The 19759-nt window shown below is 72.8% G+C and carries 15 protein-coding genes and 1 pseudogene; 5 read left to right on the forward strand and 11 right to left on the reverse strand.

Features of this window, described 5'->3' with window-relative positions:
• Nucleotides 1-9: 9 nt before the first annotated feature.
• The 3 genes from NYF13_RS02355 to NYF13_RS02365 all read right to left on the reverse strand — a co-directional run bounded on the left by NYF13_RS02355 (nt 10) and on the right by NYF13_RS02365 (nt 4306).
• Nucleotides 10-1608 (reverse strand): acyl-CoA carboxylase subunit beta, encoded by a 1599-nt coding sequence (locus NYF13_RS02355; RefSeq protein WP_315653821.1) that lies wholly within the window; start codon nt 1606-1608, stop codon nt 10-12.
• 79 nt (nt 1609-1687) lie between these two features.
• On the reverse strand, nt 1688-2953 hold the full coding sequence (locus tag NYF13_RS02360; protein ID WP_315653822.1) for a cytochrome P450: 1266 nt from the start codon (nt 2951-2953) through the stop codon (nt 1688-1690).
• 186 nt (nt 2954-3139) lie between these two features.
• Nucleotides 3140-4306 (reverse strand): cytochrome P450, encoded by a 1167-nt coding sequence (locus tag NYF13_RS02365; protein WP_315653824.1) that lies wholly within the window; start codon nt 4304-4306, stop codon nt 3140-3142.
• A 199-nt stretch (nt 4307-4505) separates the two neighbouring features.
• On the opposite strand from NYF13_RS02365, the gene NYF13_RS02370 reads away from it, so the two are divergent.
• The 3 genes from NYF13_RS02370 to surE are packed head-to-tail and all read left to right on the forward strand — an operon-like array spanning nt 4506 to nt 8134.
• Nucleotides 4506-5921, forward strand: a complete 1416-nt coding sequence (locus NYF13_RS02370; RefSeq protein ID WP_315653825.1) for an NDP-hexose 2,3-dehydratase family protein — start codon at nt 4506-4508, stop codon at nt 5919-5921.
• Between the two features lie 25 nt (nt 5922-5946).
• Nucleotides 5947-7101, forward strand: a complete 1155-nt coding sequence (locus tag NYF13_RS02375) for a glycosyltransferase (RefSeq protein WP_315653826.1) — start codon at nt 5947-5949, stop codon at nt 7099-7101.
• Between the two features lie 58 nt (nt 7102-7159).
• Entirely contained in the window at nt 7160-8134 is a 975-nt protein-coding gene (gene surE / locus NYF13_RS02380) for a 5'/3'-nucleotidase SurE (protein ID WP_315653827.1), read from the forward strand.
• A gap of 186 nt (nt 8135-8320) precedes the next feature.
• Here the strand turns inward: surE and NYF13_RS36655 are convergent.
• The 4 genes and pseudogenes from NYF13_RS36655 to NYF13_RS02395 all read right to left on the reverse strand — a co-directional run.
• Nucleotides 8321-8950: pseudogene (locus NYF13_RS36655) on the reverse strand (class I SAM-dependent methyltransferase); the annotation flags it as partial.
• Nucleotides 8951-8967: 17 nt separating this feature from the next.
• Entirely contained in the window at nt 8968-10032 is a 1065-nt protein-coding gene (locus NYF13_RS02385; protein ID WP_315653828.1) for an aldo/keto reductase, read from the reverse strand.
• Nucleotides 10033-10065: 33 nt separating this feature from the next.
• A complete protein-coding gene (locus tag NYF13_RS02390) occupies nt 10066-10824 on the reverse strand; it encodes an NAD-dependent epimerase/dehydratase family protein (RefSeq protein WP_315653829.1) in 759 nt (252 codons plus the stop codon).
• Nucleotides 10825-10955: 131 nt separating this feature from the next.
• Nucleotides 10956-14195 (reverse strand): PDZ domain-containing protein, encoded by a 3240-nt coding sequence (locus tag NYF13_RS02395; RefSeq protein ID WP_315653830.1) that lies wholly within the window; start codon nt 14193-14195, stop codon nt 10956-10958.
• Between the two features lie 185 nt (nt 14196-14380).
• Between NYF13_RS02395 and NYF13_RS02400 the strand changes: the two genes are divergently transcribed.
• A complete protein-coding gene (locus tag NYF13_RS02400; RefSeq protein ID WP_315653831.1) occupies nt 14381-15577 on the forward strand; it encodes a cytochrome P450 in 1197 nt (398 codons plus the stop codon).
• A gap of 7 nt (nt 15578-15584) precedes the next feature.
• On the opposite strand, the gene NYF13_RS02405 is transcribed toward NYF13_RS02400, so the two are convergent.
• The 4 genes from NYF13_RS02405 to rifK are packed head-to-tail and all read right to left on the reverse strand — an operon-like array spanning nt 15585 to nt 19422.
• On the reverse strand, nt 15585-16475 hold the full coding sequence (locus NYF13_RS02405; protein WP_315653832.1) for an ROK family protein: 891 nt from the start codon (nt 16473-16475) through the stop codon (nt 15585-15587).
• 5 nt (nt 16476-16480) lie between these two features.
• Nucleotides 16481-17179: an HAD-IA family hydrolase gene (locus tag NYF13_RS02410; RefSeq protein WP_315653834.1), complete on the reverse strand. Its 699-nt coding sequence runs from the start codon at nt 17177-17179 to the stop codon at nt 16481-16483.
• A 12-nt stretch (nt 17180-17191) separates the two neighbouring features.
• On the reverse strand, nt 17192-18265 hold the full coding sequence (locus NYF13_RS02415; protein ID WP_315653835.1) for a Gfo/Idh/MocA family oxidoreductase: 1074 nt from the start codon (nt 18263-18265) through the stop codon (nt 17192-17194).
• The gene (rifK, locus tag NYF13_RS02420; RefSeq protein WP_315653836.1) at nt 18262-19422 is read right to left on the reverse strand and encodes a 3-amino-5-hydroxybenzoate synthase; all 1161 of its coding nucleotides are present in this window, start codon (nt 19420-19422) and stop codon (nt 18262-18264) included. The genes NYF13_RS02415 and rifK overlap by 4 nt, the downstream gene beginning before the upstream one ends.
• Nucleotides 19423-19572: 150 nt before the next feature.
• Here rifK and NYF13_RS02425 point away from each other — a divergent pair, with 150 nt between their 5' ends.
• A complete protein-coding gene (locus tag NYF13_RS02425; RefSeq protein WP_315653837.1) occupies nt 19573-19722 on the forward strand; it encodes a hypothetical protein in 150 nt (49 codons plus the stop codon).
• Nucleotides 19723-19759 lie beyond the last annotated feature (37 nt).

Genomic DNA, 19759 nt, shown 5'->3' on the forward strand with positions numbered 1-19759 from the left:
CGCCGTGGGTCAGAGCGGGATGTTGCCGTGCTTGCGGGGCAGCCGGAGATCCCGCTTCCCCTTGAGCCCCTTCAACGCCGTGGCCACGTGGTCGCGGGTCTGCGAGGGCTGGATGACGGCGTCGATGTAGCCGTGTTCCGCGGCGAGGTACGGGGTGAGCAGCGTTTCCTCGTACTCCCGGGCCAGCTTGGCGCGCAGCGCGTCCACGTCGGCGGACTGCCGAGCCGCCTCGGCGATCGTCTTGCGGTACAGCACATCGGTCGCGTTGGCGGCCCCCATGACCGCGATCTGCGCGGTGGGCCAGGCGAAGTTGAGGTCGGCACCGAGGTGCTTGGACCCCATGACGTCGTAGGCGCCGCCGTAGGCCTTGCGGATCACGACGGTGACCAGCGGGACCGACGCCTCGGCGTAGGCGTAGATGAGCTTGGCCCCGCGCCGGATGATGCCGTTCCACTCCTGCTCGGTGCCGGGCAGGAAGCCCGGCACGTCGACCAGGGTGACGATCGGGACGTTGAACGCGTCGCAGGTGCGCACGAACCGGGCGGCCTTCTCCGACGCGTTGATGTCGAGGCAGCCGGCCAGCTTCGCCGGCTGGTTGGCCACCACGCCGACGCTCTGGCCCTCGATCCGGGCGAAGCCCACGATCACGTTCGGGGCGTACAGCTCCTGCACCTCGTCCAGCTCGCCGTCGTCGACCACCGAGCGCAGCACATCGCGCATGTCGTAGGGCTGCGTCGCCAGGTCCGGGACCAGCCGGTCGAGGTCGGCGGCGGCCGCGGGCACACCGCCGGGCGCGTACGCGGGCGGGTCGGCCAGGTTGTTGGACGGCAGGTACGACAGCAACTGCTGCACGTAGCCGATCGCGTCCTCGTCGCCGGCGCCGAGGTAGTGGGCGTTGCCCGACCGCGTGTTGTTGGTCAGGCCGCCGCTGAGCTCTTCCAGGCCCACCTGTTCCCCGGTCGCGCCGCGGATGACGTCCGGGCCGGTGAGGAACATGTGCGAGTTGCCGTCGACCATCACGACGAAGTCGGTCAGCGCGGGCGAGTAGCAGGCGCCGCCGGCGCAGGAACCGAGGATGAGCGAGATCTGCGGCACGATGCCGGACGTGCGCACGTTGCGCCGGAAGATCTCCCCGTAGATCGCCTGCGCGACCACGCCTTCCTGCAGCCGCCCGCCCGCGCCGTCGTTGATGCCGACGATGGGCCGGCCGGTCCGCACCGCGAGGTCCATGACCTTGACGATCTTGCCGCCGTGCGCTTCGCCGAGGGAGCCGCCGAACACGCTGGCGTCCTGGCTGTAGAGGCAGATCGGCCGCCCGTCCACGGTGCCGTACCCGGTCACGACGCCGTCGCCCGGCGGGCGGTTGCGCTCCAGGCCGAAGTTGACCGACCGGTGCCGGACGAACGCGTCGAGCTCCACGAACGAGCCGGGGTCCAGCAGCAGTTCGATGCGTTCCCGCGCGGTCAGCCGGCCGCGCGGGTGCTGGCGCTCGGCCGCCCGGGCGGAGCCGTGCCCCACCACTTCCTCCGTCCGGCGGCGCAGTTCCTTGAGCCGGTCGGCGGTCGTGGTCGGGGCGGGGACGCCTTCGCCCGGCGCGGGTTCGATCATGGTGCGGGAGCCCTCCTCCGGACCTGGCGCCGCCCGGCCGGGGACCGGGCGGCGAACTCCACAGCGCGAGGCGGTGGCGTCAGGACGCGGGCGTACCGAGCTGCACCGGGAGGTCCTTGGTCCGGGTGAACCCGGGCCGCAGGATCCACGGGACCTCCTCGCGGGGAACCGCGAGCGACAGGTCCGGGAACCGGGTGAACAGACCGCGCAGCGCCACTTCCGCCTCCAGGTAGGCGACGTGCTGGCCGAGGCACCGGTGGATGCCCTTGCCGAAGCCGAGGTGGCTCTCGCTGCCCACCGACAGCCGGTCGACGATCAGCTTCTCCGGCTCGGGGAACTTCCGCGGGTCGCTGTTGGCGCCCATGATCATCGGCACCACGGGCATCCCCCGCGGGATCAGCACCCCGCCCAGCTCCATGTCCTCGGTGCCGAAGCGCGGCTGGCCGAACTGGATCGGGCCGAGGCGCTGCAGTTCGCGCACCGCCTGCGCCCACATCGACGGGTCGGCCTTCAGCCGGTCGAGCTGGTCCGGGTGCTCCAGCAGGGCGAGCACCGAGTTGCCGATCAGGTAGGTCGTGGTCTGGTGCCCGGCCGTGACCAGGCTGAACAGGATCCCGACCAGCTCGTCGTCGCTGACGATCTCCGGGTTCTCCGTCTGCGCGTTGACCAGCGCGGTGACCAGGTCGTCCTGCGGCTCGGCGCGCCGGCGCGCGAGCAGCTCGCGGGCCGTCGCCAGTGCCGCGCGCACCGCGTCCGGCAGCCGCTCGCCGTCGAGCGTCGCCATCGCGTCGCTCCAGGTCTTCCAGATCGGGCGGTCCACCTCGTCCACGCCGACCAGCTCGCAGATCACCGCGATCGGGAGCGGGTAGCAGTAGGCCTGGACCAGGTCGATCGCCGAACCGTCCGCGGTGGCCTCGGCCAGCTCGTCGAGCAGCTTCGCGGCGATCTCCTCGACGCGGGGCCGGAACTTGCTCACCCGGTGGTTGGTCAGGGCGTAGGAGACCAGCTTGCGCAGCCGGGAGTGCTCCTCGCCGTCGGAGGCGTTGATCAGGTTCTTCAGCCAGGGGATCAGCTCCTCCGGCATGTTGAGGTGCTCGAACACGCCGTTGCGGATGTCCTCGACCGGGGCGTCGGGCAGCGGGTTGGTGAGGAACCGCGGGTCGGTGAGCACCTGCTTGACGTGCTCGTAGCGGGCGGCCAGGAACATCGGCGGCCCGCCCATGAACCCGCCGATCTGCAGTGTCGGCGCCTCACGCACCCGCGCGTGCGCCCCCCACGGGTCGGCGATCACCTCGGGTGCGAACAGGTCCACCTTGTCGGCCGAAGTCTCGGCGGTGGTGGTCATGGGCCTCTCCTCGCGTAGAAAGCGTGCGGTCCGCTGGCCGGGGGCCGGACGCGCCGAGGCCCCGTTTTCCGAACAATAGGCAGACCCCGGCCGGCGAACATCCCTCAACCTGATAGGCCGGGGCCGCGGCCCCTCGGCCGCTGACCGTCCACAGTGTCCTCAGCGTCCTCGGCGTCCTCGGCGTCCTCAGCGCAAGAGCAGCGGCAGTGACTGCAGGCCGGTGAAATCGGGCGAGGGCTGGGAAACCGGCGGGCGCTGCGGATCGGTGCGCAGATCCGGGTAGCGGTCGAACAGGATGTTCTGCACGACCCGGCCCTCCAGCCGGCTCAGCGGGGTGCCCAGGCAGAAGTGCACCCCGTGCCCCCACGACAGGTGCAGCTTGTAGTCGCGGGTCGGGTCGAACTCGTGCGGGTCGGCGAAGACGCGCTCCTCGCGGTTGGCCGCACCGACCCACACCGAGACCAGCCGGTCGGCCGGGATCTCGTGCCCGCTGAGCACCGTGTCGGTCATGGTCGCCCGGATGATCCGCTGGAACGGCGGGTACATCCGCAGCGACTCCTCGATCGCCCCCGGCACGAGGGACCGGTCCTCGCGGATCCGCTTGGCCTGCACCGGGTTGAGGTCCAGCGCCAGCACGGTGTTGGCGAGCATCGACGCCGTCGTGACGTGCCCGGCGATCAGCAGCAGGTTGGCGAAGTTGACCACCTGGGCGTCGGTGAGCCGCTGTCCGTCGACCTCGGCCACGACCAGCGCGGTCAGCAGGTCCTCGCGCGGGGTGCGCCGGCGTTCGGTGGTGTGTTCGAGCAGGTAGGCCCGCAGCTGCTTGATGTCGTCGACCCGCTGCGCCACCGCGGCGGCGACGTCCTCCAGCGCGTCCTTGTCGCTGTTGAGGTGCTTGGTCATCAGCGACGTGAACCAGACCCGGTCCGACCCCGGCACGCCCAGCATCTCGGCGATCACGATGACCGGCAGCGGGTAGGCGAGCGCCGACACCAGCTCCATCCGGTCGCCGTCTTCGCCCAGGTCCAGCAGTTCGTGGGTCAGCGCTGCCACGCGCCCCTCCAGCCCGTCGATCATCCGCGGGGTGAACCCGCGGTTGACGATGCCGCGCAGCTGGGTGTGCTCGGGTGGATCGAGCCGCACCATGTTGCCGTCGGTCAGTTCCTTGGAGAACTCGAAGGAATTCGGGATCAGCCGCTGGGAGTTGCTGGAGAAGGTGACGGGATCCATCATGACCGACAACGCGTCGTCGTAGCCGTACAGGTGGTGGATGCCGGTTTCCTCGTCGTACCGGAACGGCGCGGGCGGCGTCTCCCCGCGCATCCAGACGTGCTGCTCGTGTGTCTCGAACACCGGTCTCCCTAGGTTCGCGAGGCTCTTGCTCGGCCAGATCAGGTAATTACAGGTTCGGCCCCGGCGCGGGACATCCCCAAAGCTGGTCGTTCTGCGCAGCGGCTATCAGGACGGGGGATGCCCGCCCCGCGGGAGCCGCCCTAGCCTGCGGACGCATCATGCGGGTCTATGGGGGCATGATCTGACGATCGGAGACCAGATGGGTGCGCCCACGGGGCTGCTGACCACGACCGACGACCTGCTGCGCCGGTTCACCGAGTCGGCCAGCACCCAGGACCGGGTGGTGGTCCCGACCCCGTCGTTCCACCGCTGGTTCGCCGAACGCCAGGCCGCCAACAGCTACCGAGTCACCCGGGTCCCGTTCGACGAGCTGTCCGGCTGGCGGTTCCAGCCCGGCACCGCCAACCTCGTCCACGACAGCGGCCGGTTCTTCGCGGTCGAGGGCCTGGCGGTGCGCACCGACCAGGCGCACTGGACGCAGCCGATCATCCGGCAGCCGGAGACCGGCATCCTCGGCATCCTGGTCAAGGAGTTCAACGGCGTCCTGCACTGCCTGATGCAGGCCAAGATGGAGCCGGGCAACGTCAACCTGACGCAGCTCTCCCCCACCCTGCAGGCCACCCGCAGCAACTACACCCGGGTGCACCAGGGCAAGCCGATCCCGTACCTGGAGCACTTCACCGCCCCGTGGCGCGGCCGGGTGCTGGTCGACGTGCTCCAGTCCGAGCAGGGCGCGTGGTTCCTGCACAAGCGCAACCGCAACATGGTCATCGAGGTCACCGACGACATCCCACTGCTCGAAGACTTCTGCTGGCTCACGCTGGCCCAGCTGCACGAGCTGCTGCACGTGGACAACCTGGTCAACATGGACGCGCGCACGGTGCTCTCGGGCATCCCGTTCGCCGCGCCGGTCGACCGGCCGTCGGTGCTCGGCGAGGACTCGTTCCGCGGTTCGCTCCTGCGTTCCCTCGCCGAGCGCCGGGGCGTGCTGCACGAGCTGCCCTCGGTGCTGAGCTGGTTCACCGAGGCCAAGACCGGCCACCGCCTGGACCAGCAGCGGATCCCGCTGAACCAGGTCGGCGGCTGGCACACCGCGGACGAGCACATCAGCCACGACGAGGGCAAGTACTTCTCGGTGATCGGCGTCGACGTCCGGGCGAGCAACCGCGAGGTGGCGCACTGGACGCAGCCGATGCTGGCCCCGGTCGGGCAGGGGCTGCTCGCTTTCCTGACCAAGCGGATCGACGACGTGCTGCACGTGCTCGTCCAGGCCCGCACCCAGGCCGGCACGTTCGACGTGATCGAGATGGCCCCGACCGTGCACTGCACGCCGGAGAACTACGCGGGGGCCGAACCGCCGCGGTACCTGGAGTGCGTGCTTCAGGCCCCGCCCGGGGCGATCAAGCACGACGTCGTGCACTCGGAGGAGGGCGGGCGCTTCCACCACGCGGAGAACCGCTACCTGGTCGTCGAAGTGGGCGACGAGTTCCCGGTCGAGGTGCCGCCGGACTTCATCTGGATGACCGCGCGGCAGGCGACGAACCTCGTGCGCCACGGCAACTACTTCAACGTCGAGGCGCGCAGCCTGCTGACGTGCCTGCACACCCTGTGGTGACGACCGAGTCCGGAGGAAGGCTTTCGTGAAGGTCATCGTGCTCGCCGGGATCACCCCGTCGACGTTCTTCGCCCACGTTTCGCTCGCCACGGCCCTGCGGGACGCCGGGCACCAGGTGATGGTGACCGCCGCGGCCGACGACGTCGTCCCGGCCATCACCGCGGCCGGGCTGGCCGCCGTGCCGGTGCTGCCACCGGGGCTGACCCGCGAGCGGGTGACCGCCGAGACCGGGCTGTTCCCGCCGCCGCCGGACGCCCTCGAGCGCGAGCGGTGGGCCGGTGGGCTGTTCGCGGCGATCGAATCCCGGCCCCTCGAAGCGCTCGTGGAGTTCGGCGAAAGCTGGCGCCCGGACATCGTCATCGGCGGGATGCTGGCCTACGGCGCGCCGCTGCTGGCCGCCCGCCTCGATGTCCCGTACGTGCGGCAGGCCTGGGACATCCACGACCCGGAGCTGTTCGACGCGGGGGCGGAGTCCCAGTTGCGCGAGCAGCTCGAACGGCTGGGGCTGACCGGTCTGCCCGAGCCCGACCTGCTGATCGAGGTCGAGCCGCCGAGCCTGCGGCAACCGGGGGGCCGGCCCGGGCAGATGATGCGGTGGATCCCCGGCAATGCGCAGTGCCGCCTGGAACCGTGGATGTACACCAAGGGCGCGGCCACCCGGGTCGGCATCACCGTCGGCACCGCGGTGGCGGACTACGACCAGTACGACTTCGTCCAGGGCATCGTCGAGAACGTCGCCGCCCTCGACGTCGAGACGGCGGTGGCGGTCCCCGGGGAAGCCGTCCCCACCCTGCGCGAGCGGATGGACGGCACCGGCGTCCACCTGGGCTGGATCCCCCTCGACGTGCTGGCCCCGACCTGCGACGTCCTGGTGCACCAGAGCGGGGGCAGCACGATGATGACGGCGCTGAGCTTCGGGGTGCCGCAGGTGCTGCTCCCCGACGCCGGGCAGTTCCGGCAGGTGGACATGGCCCGCCGGCTGGTCGAGGCGGGCGCCGCGCTGACGCTTTCCCACGAGCAGGCCACGACCGAGGCGATCGCCGAGAAGTGCCAGGAGATCATCTCCGATCCCGGCTACGCGGCCGCCGCGGCCGGGCTGGCCGCGGAGATCGCCGCGCTGCCCCTGCCGTCCGAAGTGGTCCGGCGGATCGAAGGGCTGGTCCGCCGCGCGTCCGCGTGAGCGCGACGCAGCCGGAGCGCGGCGGTCCACCGCCGCGATCGACAAGGGAGAGGTGAGCATGCGGTTCAGGGCTTTGCGGGTCGCGGCAGCGGCGGCGGTGGTCGCGGCGACCGCGGTGCCGGCGCAGGCCGTCGCACGCGACGGGCAGCCGGTTTCGCTGGTGGGCAAGAAGGTCGTGCTGGTCAACGACGACTCGGTGCAAGCCGCGAAACCCACCGGAACGGACGGGCGGGGCCTCTACGTGCTCCGGCAGGCGCTGTGCCGCGCCGGGGCCGACGTGGCCGTCGTCGGGCCGTGGGCGCAGCAGAGCGGGCGCAGCCGGGCCGTTTCCGGGGCCTTCCAGGTGGCCACCGCGCCGCCGACGGCCGTGCCGGCGGAATTCGCCGCCGACTGCGCGAACGCGCCCGGGCACGGGCTGGTCCTGGGGGCCTGCCAGAGCAGCACGCCGTGCGCCGCCGACAGCCCGTCGGTGACTCCGGCGGACGCGGTCGACATCGCGCTGACCGCCGTGCTGCCGCAACGGCTCGGCTGGAGCAACGGACCGGACCTGGTCGTGTCCGGGATCAACTCGGGGCCGAACACGGACTTCGCGATCAACGGCTCCGGCACGATCGGCGCGGCCACGGTCGCGATCGAGCGGGGCGTGCCCGCCGTGGCGGTCAGCGCCGGAACGCGCGTCACCCCGCCGCCGACGGACGCCACCTACGCGGCCGCGGCCGACGTCGTCGTCCGGTTGCTCGCCCAGCCCCGGCTGTGGACGTTCGTGCGGGACATGGTCCTGGTGAACGTGAACCAGCCGGACGTGCAGCCCGGGTCCGCGCCGTCTCCGGTGCGCTGGACGTCGGTGGGGCGCGTGTCGCAGGGGGCGGTCACCTACACCGCCACCGGCGACGGGACCTACCAGCTCTCCTACCGAGCCGTGACGCCGCCGCCGGTGTTCGAGGCCGGCAGCGACACGAAGGCCCTGTTCGACGGGTTCGTGAGCGTGTCGGCGGTGACCGTCAACCGGACCTACAGCGGGCCCGGCCGCTGAGGAAACCCGCCGGAGGGCGCGCCGCGGCGCGCCCTCCCGCGGCGGGTCACTCGCCCCCCACTTGGCGTAGATCACCGGCTGCTCCCGGTGCGGTAGCTGCCGCAGCTTCAGGTTCTCCAGGCCCAGCGTCTCGCGCAGCGCGGCGGTGACACCGGGCCACCGCGGGTGCCCGAGCTCGTCGAAGGCGAGGATGCTGCCCTTGCTCAGGTGCGGCCGGATCGCCTCGAACACCTCGCGGGTCGGCTCGTAGAGGTCGAGGTCGAAGAAGGCCAGGCCGATCACCGTCTCGGGGTTCTCCGCCAGGTACCGGGGCACTGTCTCCCGGACGTCGCCCTGCACGACGAACGTGCGCTGGACGTGCGACACGGGGTCGCCCGCTTCGTGCGCGGCCAGCACCTCGCGCAGGTGGTCCACTTCGTCGGCGGGGACGGCGAACCGGCCGACCGCTGCGCTCGGGCTCACCTCGTCGACCTCGGACAGGTCCGGGAACCCGGTGAAGGTGTCGAAGCCGATGATCCGCCGGAAGGAGTTGTACGGCTCGTGGATGCCGCGCAGTGCGGCCAGGGTCGCGAGGTGGCGGCCGTGCAGCACGCCGAACTCCATGATCACGCCGGGGAGGTCGACCAGCTCCCGGTAGAGCGCGTCCATCGTCAGCAGGTCGGCGAGCTGGTGGCGCCGCAGGTACACCGGGAGGTTGTCGATCAGGTACACCGGCGGCATCGGCGTCTCGGTCAGCAGCTTGGTGAGCCGCTCCCGGACCTCCTTCTCCACCGGCGACTCGTGCGGCAGGATCCGCGGGTTCTTGTGCTCGGTCATGCGTTTTCCCTTCAGCGTCAAGAAATCCAGGCGTGCGGCGCGGGCCCGCCGCCACCGACCGGGGGGAACAGGCGCTCGAGCGCGGAGAGTTCGGACTCCGCCAGCGGCTTCTCCAGCGCTTCGATCGCGCCGTCGACGTGCTCTTCGGTGCGCGGCCCGATGACCACCCCGGTCACCCCGGGGCGCGACAGCACCCACGCGAGCCCGACCTGGGCGGGTTCCCGGCCGATTTCGCCGCACAGGTCCTCGTAGGCCGCGATGGTCTCGCGGCGGTCGTCGAGCGCGGCGGCCGCGCGGCCCTGCGCGGACTTGACCGCGGTCCCGTCGGCGAGCTTGCGCAGGACGCCGCCGAGCAGACCGCCGTGCAGCGGGGACCAGACGAACACCGCGATGCGGTAGGCCCGGGCCGCGGGCAGCACCTCCAGCTCCGGGTACCGCGTCACGAGGTTGTACCCGCACTGTTCGGCCACCACCCCGAGGAAGTGCCGGCTGCGCGCGGTTTCCTGGGCGGCGGCGAGGTTCCAGCCCGCGAAGTTCGACGAGCCGACGTACCGGACCTTGCCCTGCGCGACGAGCTGCTCCATGGCCTGCCACACCTCGTCCCAGCTGCTGGTGTGGTCGACCCGGTGCATCTGGTAGAGGTCGATCCAGTCCGTGCCCAGCCGACGCAGGGAGCCCTCGCAGGCGGCGACGATGTGGCGCGCGGACAGGCCCTGATCGTGCAGTCCGGGGCCCATCTCGTTGCCCACCTTGGTGGCCAGGACGACTTCGTCGCGGCGGGCGGGGCTCGCCGCCAGCCACCGCCCGATGACTTCTTCGGTGTACCCCTTGTGGACCCGCCAGCCGTACATGTTCGCGGTGTCGACGAAGTTGACCCCGCGCGCCAGCGCGTGGTCCATGAGCCGGTGGGCCTCCGGCTCCCCGACCCGGCCGCCGAAGTTCACGGTGCCCAGGGCGAGCCGGCTGATCCGCAGGCCGGTCCGGCCCAGCTGGGTGTAGAACGCGTCGGGCTCGCCCGGCCGGCCGAGCCGGACCGGGAGCGCCTCGTCGGACGGTCGCTGGGCTGCTGCGGCGAAGGTCATGACGGTAGTCCCTGGGGGTGGAGGGGCGGCGGCTCAGCCGGCGGCGGCGGTCGTGGCGGCGTACTCCCGGAAGTACTTGCCGAGCACGTCCCGGTAGTAGTCCTCGCCGCCGATCCGGGCGGCCTCCGGTACAAGGTGGCGCAGCCGGGCGACCGACACCGGCTGGCTCGTCGCTTCGCTGACGTACGCGCGGTCGGCCGTGACCCCGAGTTCGGCTTCGAGGTGGTCGACGATCCGTTCGACCGGCACCGCCGAGCCGGTGGCGACGTTGACCACCGTGCGGCTGACGCCCGTGGCGAGCAGCCGGTCGGTGAGGTCGACCAGGTCGTCGACGTCGACGAGGTCCCGGCGCGCCCCGCGGTAGAGCCGGACCGCGCCCGACTGGATCTGCCGCACCAGGCTGGGCACCAGCATCCGCGCGTGCTGCGCGGGCCCGACGACGTGGGCCAGCCGCAGGGCCAGGTAGTCGACGCGAGAGGCGGCGAGGACCGCCTCCAGGGTCAGGTTGTGCCGGCCGTAGGCGGTCGAGGGGAAGACCGGCCCGTCCTCCCGGCCCGGCTCCCCGGGGACCGCGTACATCGCCGCCGAGGCGGTGGAGAAGAACACCAGCTTCTCCTCCCGCCGCTCGCAGCGGCGGATCAGCTCGTACAGGCGGGTGGCTTCCCGGGTGAAGTCGGCTTCGGGGATCCCGGAGGCGACCGACACCCCGAACGCGGCGACCACGACCCCGGGGCGGGATCCCGCGAGGTCCGCGAAGCGGCCGGCGAGGAAACCGCTTCCGATGACCTCCATCAGCGCTCCTTGGTCCGGGCCGGCCCCCGTTAAGTCCACAGTGGACATCGGCGCGCACCGGCCCCGCCGGGGGGAACCCAGTCTGGCCCAGGCCGCTGCCGGGGGACATCACCAACGTGGGTAACGGTGGCTCAGCGGGGAACGCGGCCCCCGGTCGGCGGGCCCTGGTCCGGCGGGACGGGGTAGCCGTCGCGCTCCAGCGACTCCAGCACGAGGTCGATCGCCGCGTCGAGCTGCGGGTCCCGGCCCGCGACCCAGTCCTGGGGCGCGATGTCCACCTCGACGTCGGGCGTGACGCCGTGGCCGTCGAGCCAGCCGGGGCCGTCCCACCACTTCGACACCGTCGGCTGCGAGACCCGCGAACCGTCCAGGAGGGCCTGGTCGGCCGGGATCGAGCCGGTCATCGAGCCGTGGGTCCGGCGGCCCACGAGCGTCGCGGCGCCCAGCAGTTGCAGCGACACGACGAGGTTCTCCGGGCCGCAGGTCGTGAACTCGTCGACGAGCACCGCCACCCGGCCGCGCACCGTGTCGTAGGGCCAGGTGTAGGGCTGGGCGAACCGCGGCCGGTGCCAGCCGGTGACCCGCCGGGTGAGCAAGTCGAGGAGGGGGTGCAGATCGCCACCGTGGTTGCCCCGCAGGTCGAGGATCAGCCCGGTCCGTTCGAGCGCGCCGCTCAGGTCGCGGTTGAGGTCGGCCCAGCCGGCCGCGACCATGTCGATGATCCGCAGGTAGCCGACGCGGTCGCCGGTCCGTTCGGCCACCTGGGCCCGGCGGCGCACGGTAAGGTCGTGGTGGCGCAGACGCGGTTCGTGCGGGGTCGGCACGACGACGAGGCGGAACTCGGCGCCGTCGCGGTGCAGGGTCAGCTTGACCGGCTGGCCGGCCTTGCCCGCCAGCTGCGGCAGCGGTCCGTACGCCGGGTCGACCGGCACGCCGTCCACGGCGGTGATGACGTCCCCGGGCCGCGCGGTCGGTCCGGGCCCGGTCAGCGGGGTGCGGTGCATGGCCGAGGAGACGTCCCCGGTCAGCAGCCGCTCGATCCGCCAGCCGCCCGCCGCGGCGGCCAGGTCCGCGCCGAGGTACCCGGGCGGCGGCGCGGGGCGGCCCTGGCCGCCGAGGAAGAACACGCCGACGTGCGAGACGCTGAGCTCACCGTGCATCTCCATGATCACGTCGAACAGGTCGTGGGCGCAGCCGATCCGGTCCAGCAGCCCCCGGTAGCGGGCGCCGATCGCCGGCCAGTCGACGCCGTCGACGTCGGACCGCCAGTACCGGTCCCGCACCAGCCGCCAGGACTCGTCGAACATCTGGCCCCACTCGGCGGCCGGGTCCGTCGTCACCGAGATCGCCCCGAGGTCGACGACGCGCTCGGCGCGATCGTCACCGGTGGTCGCGACGTGCACGGCACCGCCGACGCGGTACGCCAGGTGACGGCCGTTCGCGGTGACCGAGTGCTCGCCGGTGGCCTTGGCCAGCAGGGTCGGCCGGCTCGCGTCGGCGAACCGGTAGCCCACCAGCCGCGGCACCGGGGCCGGGCCGGGGGCGTGCCGGGCGGCCTCCCCGAGCACCCCGACCGACGGCCGGTCCACCCAGGCCACGCCGCCGTCGATCGCCACCAGGCCTTCGTAGGCGCCCGCTTCGACCGGGAAGGGCACCACCCGCTCGGCCACGCCGTCGAGGTCCACCTCGAGCGCACCGGGTTCGCCCCCGCCGGGTTCCTCTTCCCGCCAGCCGCCGTGGCTCGCGTCGAACGGCGATGCCGCCCGAGCGTCCAGCGGGACCAGGTGCGGCCGCACCCCCGGCACGAACCCGGCCTGCTGGAGCTGTCCGTTGAGCGTCGGGCCCGTGGGGTCGAGCGTGCTGCCCGAGAGGAAGGCGAGGTACCGGCCGTCCGCGGTGAAGACCGGGGAGCCGTCGGCGAACCGGCCGTGGGTGACCTCCACGACGCGGCCGTCCGCCGGGCGGGCGAGCCGTATCCGGCTGCGGCCGCGGGAGATCCACGGTTCCGCCCAGGCCAGCAGGTCGGACCCGGGCGAGAAGGCGAGGCCGGTGCCGGGTCCGTGCTCGGTCCGGACCAGCTCGGTCAGCTCCCCCGACGCCAGGTCCAGGGTCAGCAGCCGCTCATCGGTGGCGATCGCGGCGGTGTTCCCGTCCGGGGCGACGACCAGTTCCCGGGCCCGGCCGAGCTGCCCGTGGGCCAGCCGCCGCGGCGGGGAACCTTCCTGGGCGAGGACGTCGATCCCCTCCTCGCCGCCCTGGTCGCTGACGCAGACGACGGTCGCGGCGCCGGCGGTCACGACCGGCAACCGTGCCCGCGCACCCGGGACGTCGAACACCGGCCGGGGAGCACCCTCGGCCGGCAGCAGGTGCAGGGTGCCGCGCACTTCGGCGATCAGGTGCCGGCCCGTCGGGTCGAGCACGAAGCCGCCTGTCGCCGTGGTCCCGGACCAGGTGCGCGCCCGCCGGCCTTCGCCCGCGCCGGCCAGCCGGACCCGCAGCTCCACCGGACGGTCGGCGCCGGAGGCGAGCAGGAAGAGCCGGCCGGCCTGCTCGTAGACCACCCGCTCGCCGTCCGAAGTCGCGTTGCGCGCGTAGAACGGGCCCAGTTCGCCGTGCCGGCGCAAGTCCTCGCCGTCGACCTCCGCGGAGTACAGGGCGCCGACCCCCTCGTGGTCGGAGAGGAACGCCATCCGCGAACCGGTCCACATAGGATTGGTCACGTTGCCGCCGAGCGAGGAGAGCACCGGCTCGAAGTCGGTGCCGCCGGGCGAGTACCACAGGCGCCCGGCGCAGCCGCCCCGGTAGCGCTTCCAGTAGACCGGTTCGAACACGGTCATGGTGCCCACCAGCCGGGCGCCGTCGGCGCGCACCGCGAGCTCCGCGGCGGGTCCGCAGGGCACCTCGCGCGGCGGCCCCGCCACGGGGACGGCGAACATCCAGGCCCGGCGGTCGGCCGCGCGGCCGTAGCCGGAGCGGGCCAGCACTTCGGTGTCGGAGAGCCACCCGCAGGTCGCGGTGTTGCGGTCGGCCCAGTGCGTCAACTGCCGGGGCCGGCCGCCGTCGGTGCCATTGGTGCCAGCGGTGCCAATGGTGCCGGCGATGTCGGTGTACCAGACCTCGCGCGCTCCCCCGCGCAACGCGACCGTGTTGCCGCCCACCACCGAAGTCCAGGCGAGCCGGGTCGCCGACGGGTTCAGCCGGGGCAGCGAAGGCCGCGGGGCGCCCTCGCCCCCGGCGCCGGGCACGCGGCTCGCCGTCGCGGTGCCCGCGAGCGCTTCCGCCACCGAGGCCAGCCACACCCGGTCCTCGGCGATGAAGGTGAGCACGTCACCGGAGAGGTGGGGGTGTCTCAGATAGGGGTCAGCCGCCATCAGCGGCACGCTAGGGCAGGCGGGACCGGGCGGGTATCCCCCGGCCTGATAGCAACCGCCCGCCTACCAGCTTGCAGGATGCCCGGCGCGTCGCTCTTGCCTATCGTCACTGCAAGATCGTCATTGCGAAACGGCCGGCGCAGCGCCGCCGAAGCGCGTGGTTCTCCGCCCGGAAGGGAAGGTTCATGACCGCCACCGAGAAGGCCGGGACCCGAGTCGGCGCCTTCCCCCAGGACCGGACCTGCCCGTACGAGCCGCCGGCGGGGTACCGCGAGGTGGCCGGAGCGGGCCCGATCTCCCGGGTCGCCCTGTACGACGGCCGCGAGGTCTGGGCGATCAGCGGGCACGCCGAGGCCCGCCGGCTGCTGGCCGACCCGCGGCTGTCCACCGACCGGCGCAACCCGGCGTTCCCCGCGACGACCGAGGCGATCGGGCGCGTCCGCACCCGGTTCACCCCGCCGCTGGTCGGTGTCGACGACCCGGTGCACAAGGTCCAGCGCGGGATGCTGATCTCCAGCTTCACGCACCGGCGGATCAGCGACCTGCGCCCGCGCATCCGGGAAACCGCCGAGCGGGTGCTCGGATCGCTGATCGCGACGGGCGCCCCGGCGGACCTGGTGACCGCGTTCGCCCAGCCGCTGCCGTCCATGGTGATGTGCCACCTGCTGGGCGTGCCGTACGAGGACCACGACTACTTCGAAGAGCGGACGACCCGGATGCTGTCCGGCGAGAACCCCGCCATCGCCATGGGGGAGCTGCGGACCTACCTGCTCGACCTGGCCGGGCCGAACCGGCACCGGTTGAACGAGGGGCTGTTCGGCGACCTCGTCTCGGCGCCGGAGGGCGAAGTGGGCCGGGAGGACCTGGTCGACCTGACCATCGTCATCCTCGGAGCCGGCTTCGAGACCACGGCCAGCATGCTCTCGCTCGGCATCTTCACGCTGCTGGACAACCCCGAACGGCTGGCCGAGCTCCGGGCCGACCCGGCGCTGTGGCCCGCGGCCGCCGAGGAGCTGCTGCGGTACCTCGCCATCACCGACGGCATCACGCGGGTGGCCACCGAGGACATCGAGGTCGCGGGCCGCACCATCGGCAAGGACGACGGCATCATCTTCCTGACCTCGGTGCTCAACCGGCACGACGAGGTGCGGGACCGGCCGGACGTCCTGGACTGGCACCGGCCCACCCGCAACCACGTCGCGTTCGGGTTCGGCGCCCACCAGTGCCTCGGCCAGAACCTGGCCCGCGCCATCCTGGAGATCGCCCTGCAGAGCCTGTTCGAGCGGCTGCCGGACCTGCGGCTCGCGACCGCGGCGGCGGAGATCCCGTTCAAGCCGGGGGCCGCCGTGCAGGGCCTGGTCCAGCTCCCGGTCACCTGGTAGGCGCCGCTCAGCCGCTCAGCCGGGCCAGGGCCACCGCGCCGCGCAGCGACGACCGGCCGCCCAGGGTGGCCGGTCGCACCGGCAGGGCCGGGCGGCCGGGCCGGGCCAGCTCGGCCAGGTGCTCGGCCACCGACCCGGCGAGCTCGGGGAGGCCGGCCGCGAAACCGCCGCCGAGCACGAACCGCTGCGGGTGCAGCAGCTCCCCCACCCCGGTCACCGCGGCGGCCAGCGCCCGGGCCGTCCGGCCCACGGCGCCGGCGGCCCACGGCCGCTCGTCGCGCAGACCCTGGCGGAGTTCGTCGAAGGTGACCGGCGCACCGCGCAGCTCGGCCGCGCGGGCCAGGGTCGCGGGGCCGGAGGCGATGGCTTGGAGGCAGCCGCGACGGCCGCACACGCACCGCGCGCCGTCCAGGTCGACGACGACGTGGCCGAGTTCGAACGAGCCGCGGCCGGGCCCGGGGCAGAGCTCGCCGCCGCGGACCAGACCACCGCCGATGCCGGTGCCGACCCCGGCGTAGAGCAGGTCGGCGCAGCCCCCGGCGCGGGCCTCGGCGAGCGCGGCCAGATCGCCGTCGTCGGCCCACGCGACCGCGGAGCCGGGGAAGAGCGTGCGCAGCGCCGGGCCGAGCGCGAGCCCGGTCCACTCCGGACGGCTGGGCCACACGGTGATCCGGCCGTCGGGGGCGACCGTCGCGGGCATGGCGACGCCGACCGCGCGCAGGGGCGGGCCGAACCTGGCCCGCAGCCCGGTCACGTGGGTGGCGAGCTGGGCGAGGTCCCGGCCGGCGCTGTGCCGCGGCGCCCAGCCGAACGACGTCTCTTCGACGCGGCCGTCTTCGGTCTCGACCCGGAAGGCGACCTTCGTGCCGCCGACGTCGACCCCGAGGTAGTGGTCCACCGGCCTCAGCGGCCGGGCAGGGCCGGGCAGAGGGCGAGGAGGTCCGCCGGCCGCTGGAGCACCACGTCGGGCCCGGCGGCGAGCAGCTCGCCCACGTCGTCCGGCGGCGCCCACAGCGCGGCGACCGAAACGACCCCCGCGCCCCGCGCGCTGGCCAGGTCGGTCGGCGCGTCCCCGACCATGACGGCCCGTTCGGCCGGCACGCCCAGCCGGTCCAGCGCGAGCTCCACCATGTCCGGGGCGGGCTTGGGCCGGGCGACCTCGTCGGAGCCGATCACGTGCTCGAAGAACGGGAGCAGGCCGAGCTGGTCGAGCAGCGCCCGGGCCCGGGCCCCGGTCTTGCCGGTGGCGATGGCCAGCCGCAGCCCGCGCGAGCGCAGGGTCACCAGCAGCTCGACCACGCCGTCGAACACCTCGACCTGGTCCGCGAGGCGGTAGCTCTCCCGGACGAACGGCTCCTCCATCTCCGGCGGCAGGTCCATGATCCGCATGATGTCGGGGAAGTAGCGGCCGAGGTGCCGGCGGTACTCCTCGAACGGCGCGGGGCCGTCGCCGACGACTTCGGCGTAGGCGATGGCGAAGGCCTCGCTCATCACCGCGAAGCTGTCGACGACCACTCCGTCCAGGTCGAAGATGACCGCGTGCCGGGCCGGCACCGAAGGATCGGCTTCGATGCCGGGCCGGTCGACGATCGGGAACGCCATGGAGCACCCTTTCTACTGGTACGCCGGTTCCGGACGCGGGTTGCGCGCCGAGGCGTAGAAGTTCTCGATCAGCCGGACGATCGGCCGGGCTTCGGCGACGGCGACGCCGCGGTTGCCGGGATCGGCCAGCCGCACGGCGAGCCCGTCCAGCTGCCGGTCGTACTCCACCCCGATCGGCTCGACGGGCAGGGGGACCTCGGTGGTCGCGCCCTCGCTGGTGAGCGTCAGCACGGGTGCGGGCTGCCGGTTGGGGCTGAACCCGAACGTGCACCGCAGTTCCGCCACCCCGGCGCTGCCCTCGACCCGGATCAGGGTGACGTCCTTGGCCAGGTGCGAAGCCCAGCTCGCCCGCAACGAGACCGAGACGCCGTCGTCGCGGACCAGGAATCCGCGCGCGGTGTCCTCGACATCGGCGGTGTCACCGGTGCCGGCGGAGAGGTCTTCCTTGCGCCAGGCCGCGCTCCAGGCGCCGGCGTTGACGAAGTCGTCCGACGTCACGCCGGTGACCTGGGTGAACCGGCTCGGGCGGAGCAGGAACGCCAGCGTGTCGAGCAGGTGCCAGCCGAGGTCGAACAGCACCCCGCCGCCGGCCTTGTCGCGCTGGGTGAACCAGGCGGCCTGCGGCACCCCGCGCGAGCGGACCCAGGCCAGGTCGACGTGCCGGACGTCGCCGAGGTCCGGCACGATCCGGGCCAGCGTGCCGACGTCACCGCGGAACCGGGCGGCGCTGCCGGCCAGCAGCATCCCGCCGCTGCGCTCGGCCGCGGCCAGCATGCCGACCTCGTCCGAGGTCAGGCACACCGGCTTCTCCAGGAACACCGGGATCCCGCCGGCGAGCAGCGCGCCCGCCACCTCGGCGTGCAGGTGGTTGGGCACCGCGACGACCGCCAGGTCGACCTCGCGGGCCCGCAGCGCGTCCACGCTCGCGTGCACGGCGGTGCCGTTCGCCGGGGCGAACGCCTCCCGCGAAGCCGCACAGGCGTCGACGGCGGCGACCACTTCGAAGTCCGCGTGCTCGCGCAGCCGGGGCAGCCACAGCTCCCGGCCGGCCCAGCCGAGCCCCACCACGGCCACGCGGACGCTCATGCGACGGCTACCGCGTCGGCGATGATCTCGGCGGTCGCGTGCATTTCCGCTTCACCGGCCAGCAGCAGGCGGTGGTGCAGCCAGACGCAGTCCTGGTTGATGGCTTCGGAGTTGGGGCAGCGCTTCGCGATGGCTTCGAGGGACTCGTCCGGCGCGCCGATCTCCCAGAAGGCGTCGGTGCGGTAGACCGCGCGGAACCCGGCGAAGGCGGGCAGGCCGGCGGCGACCAGCCGTTCGACCAGCGCGTTGCGCCGCTGCTCGGTGATCCCGGGGAGGCGGAACATCGCCATGTAGTGCGATTTGCGGTCGGCGCGGGGGTCGTCGCTCTGCGGGACGACGCCGTCGATGGACCCGAGCAGGCGGGACAGCAGCGTCCAGCGCTCGTCCCGCAGCGCGATCTGGTCGTCGAGGCGGGCCAGCTGCGCCCGCAGCACGGACGCCGAGAACTCGTTGAGCCGCATGTTGGACCCGGCGATCAGGTGGAAGTACCGGGTGTCGTTCTTCGGGCGGCCGCAGCTGTGCCGGAGGAAGGCGCGCTCGTGCATCTCCTGCTCCGGGAACAGCACCGCGCCGCCCTCGCCCGCGGTCATCAGCTTGCCGTTCTGGAAGCTGAAGGTGGCGACCGTGCCCAGCTCGCCGACCCGCTTGCCCTGCCAGCGGGCGCCGTGCGCGTGCGCGGCGTCCTGGAGGATCTGCACGCCGGTGTCGGCGGAGAGCTTCGCGAGGGCGTCCATGTCCGACATCAGGCCGGCCATGTGCACCGGCATGATCGCCTTGGTGCGCGGGGTGACCGCGGCCGCGGCGGCCTCGACGTCGATGCAGTAGGTCTCCGGGTCGACGTCGACCGGCACCGCGACCGCGCCGAGCCGCTGAGCCGCCTGGGAGGAGGAGATGAAGGTGAAGGCCGGCACGATGACCTCGGTGCCCGGGCCGACTTCCATGCACTGGAGGGCGAGTTCGAGGGCCTGGGTGCCGTTCGTGACGGCCAGCGTGTGCTCGGCGCCGTGGTACTCGCCGAACTCGCGCTCGAACGAGTTGACCTCGTCGCCGCCCATCCGCCACCACAGGCCCTGCTCCAGCGCGCGGATCAGTCCTTCTCGTTCGGCCTCACCGTATTGCGGCCATTGGGGAAAAACCGGTGCCTGTCGCGCGTTCATTTCTCTCCGAATCTCCACTGGGGGTCACCTGGGGTGGGGTGCCATCGAGGAAAGCGTGAACGACGAACGCCGCTTCGACATCCCTTGCCCTGGTAGTGCGGGAATCACCAAAGACCGAAAACGGCACGATAGGAGTCCAGCAGGCATTGCATGACGAGATCCACCGCGTTCGTCCCGTTCGCGGCCGGGTTCGCCCGCTCGGTACCACCGCCGCCGGTGCACCCGCTTTCGAAGGAGTGCACCAGATCGGCCCAAGTGGACTCGTCGTACGAGGGTGACTGCGGGACTTCCGCGGGCTGACGCGCGTCCATTACTCTCCGAATCTCCGTTCCCGGTT

The sequence above is a fragment of the Amycolatopsis sp. PS_44_ISF1 genome (assembly GCF_032335455.1).
Taxonomy (GTDB): Bacteria; Actinomycetota; Actinomycetes; order Mycobacteriales; family Pseudonocardiaceae; genus Amycolatopsis.